The sequence below is a fragment of the Oleiphilus sp. HI0061 genome (assembly GCF_001635675.1).
Genome location: NZ_LWFE01000312.1, coordinates 1 through 1,578 on the forward strand (window position 1 = coordinate 1; position 1,578 = coordinate 1,578).

Consider the following 1,578-nt stretch of genomic DNA (forward strand, 5'->3'; position numbering starts at 1 on the left):
TGGGCGGCTATCTAACGATTACTGATAGGAAGTCCCAGCAACTTAGTATCGTTGCTAATCGATTTAACGACAAAACTATCGAGTCATATAGCGAAGAATACGCCCCCCTTGATGAACGCAGACTAAGCGTCGAAGACATGTCTACCAGTTCAATCAAAAAAGGCTCAGAGCTATTAGATAGCCAAAGCTAACGCTCTTCTAAAGTCTATCAGGAGCTATTCCGTGAAAATGATTGCTTCCATAGTATCAGCACCTGCTTTTATCGAGATACCCAGTTCATTGCCAGCATCACCTTTTACCGCCCAGATACTCAGCAGGATTTTGATAACCAAACAAAGAAAATTCTCGGCATCTTTGTACCACACCTAACGCGCGCTTTTACCATATCCACCCAAACCAAACTTGCCCAGCTACAAAGCCAGGTGCAAGAGCAGCTAAAAAGTAGTACTGAAGCTGCTATTTTNTTGGTGATGGAGAATTATGTCTCCAAACCTATGAACGCCCGGGCAGAAGAGTTTGCAAAATCGAGTGAGGTGCTCACCTTAAAACATGACCGCCTCGCACTGAAGAACCCTGCCGCCAACAAGCGGCTACAGCACCTTGTCATGCAATGCATTCTTGCTTCGCAGGGAATAGATTTGTTTCCAGGAGGCTTCATTCGTTTAGATGCATACGTTGGTGGAGGCAATGAATGGCATATTGGTGTTACGCCCTACCGAAAGTCTGCGCATGAAAATAAGATATGGAAAGCGAAAGGTTCACTCGTGGTGATGCGTCCTGTCGAGAAAGACAGCTTTGAGAAGCTCAATCTAGTCCTGGCTGACTTTTATGGCCTGACCGCCTCCGAGACACAAGTTCTCAGCAAGGTGATATCTGGGCTATCAGGCTCAGAAATCGCCGAAGAGCTCAAGCTCACTAAAGAGTGCGTTCGCTCTCGCTTGAAAAAGATATACCAAAAAACAGGTGTATCGAATCAAGTTCAGTTAACACACAATATACTGGAAGGCCCCTACAAACTGGCCAACATGTTAGGATAAACAAACAGGCATGAAGCAAAATAAGGCATCTACACAGCAATCAGAAGTTCTTAGTACCAAGCTAGGCACACAATATCGTAAGCGAATCGTTATTAGCGTGTCACTGGTCGGCGTGATTGTATCCTTATGCTATTCAGCTATTTTATGGACTCAATACCAACAAGCGCTGAGCAGCTTTACAGATTTCCTATATGCGCTCTGCTATGCCGGAACATTCTACTGGGTCAGGCAGGAGAAGTTTGTCCTTTCCGCCTATTGGTTGATACTCATTGCCAGCCTGCAAGTTACCTTGGGGAGTATATTCTTTGTCGGCGCTGAAACGGGCTTCCAACTCTATTTCCTAAGCCTCCCGGTCGTGGTCTACTTTCTGCTCAATGACCAGGAAAAATGGAAAAAGCTTGCTGTCATGCTTTATGGTTGCTTGTGCTTTTGCGCGGCCCATACACTACGAGTCGAAACTTACATGGCCCCCATTCCGCCCTCCATCGCACAAGGAGTTTTTATCGGAAACGCGCTAATTGTTTTTCTTATTGTTGTTAGC

General features: G+C 45.6%; 4 protein-coding genes. 3 read left to right on the top strand and 1 reads right to left on the bottom strand.

All coding sequences use genetic code 11. The annotated features are described in order from the left end of the window. A partial coding sequence (locus A3735_RS30240; RefSeq protein ID WP_197485656.1) for a hypothetical protein occupies positions 1-191 on the top strand: 191 nt, incomplete at its 5' end. A gap of 24 nt (positions 192-215) precedes the next feature. On the opposite strand, the gene A3735_RS29460 is transcribed toward A3735_RS30240, so the two are convergent. Then, positions 216-365 carry a hypothetical protein gene (locus A3735_RS29460; RefSeq protein WP_156490768.1) on the bottom strand — a complete coding sequence of 50 codons (150 nt, stop codon included), beginning with the start codon at positions 363-365 and terminating at the stop codon, positions 216-218. 57 nt (positions 366-422) lie between these two features. On the opposite strand from A3735_RS29460, the gene A3735_RS04035 reads away from it, so the two are divergent. Further along, complete coding sequence (locus A3735_RS04035; protein ID WP_068637627.1) at positions 423-1,037, top strand: helix-turn-helix transcriptional regulator; 615 nt, start codon at positions 423-425, stop codon at positions 1,035-1,037. 10 nt (positions 1,038-1,047) lie between these two features. Then, a partial coding sequence (locus tag A3735_RS04040; protein WP_156499392.1) for a hypothetical protein occupies positions 1,048-1,578 on the top strand: 531 nt, incomplete at its 3' end.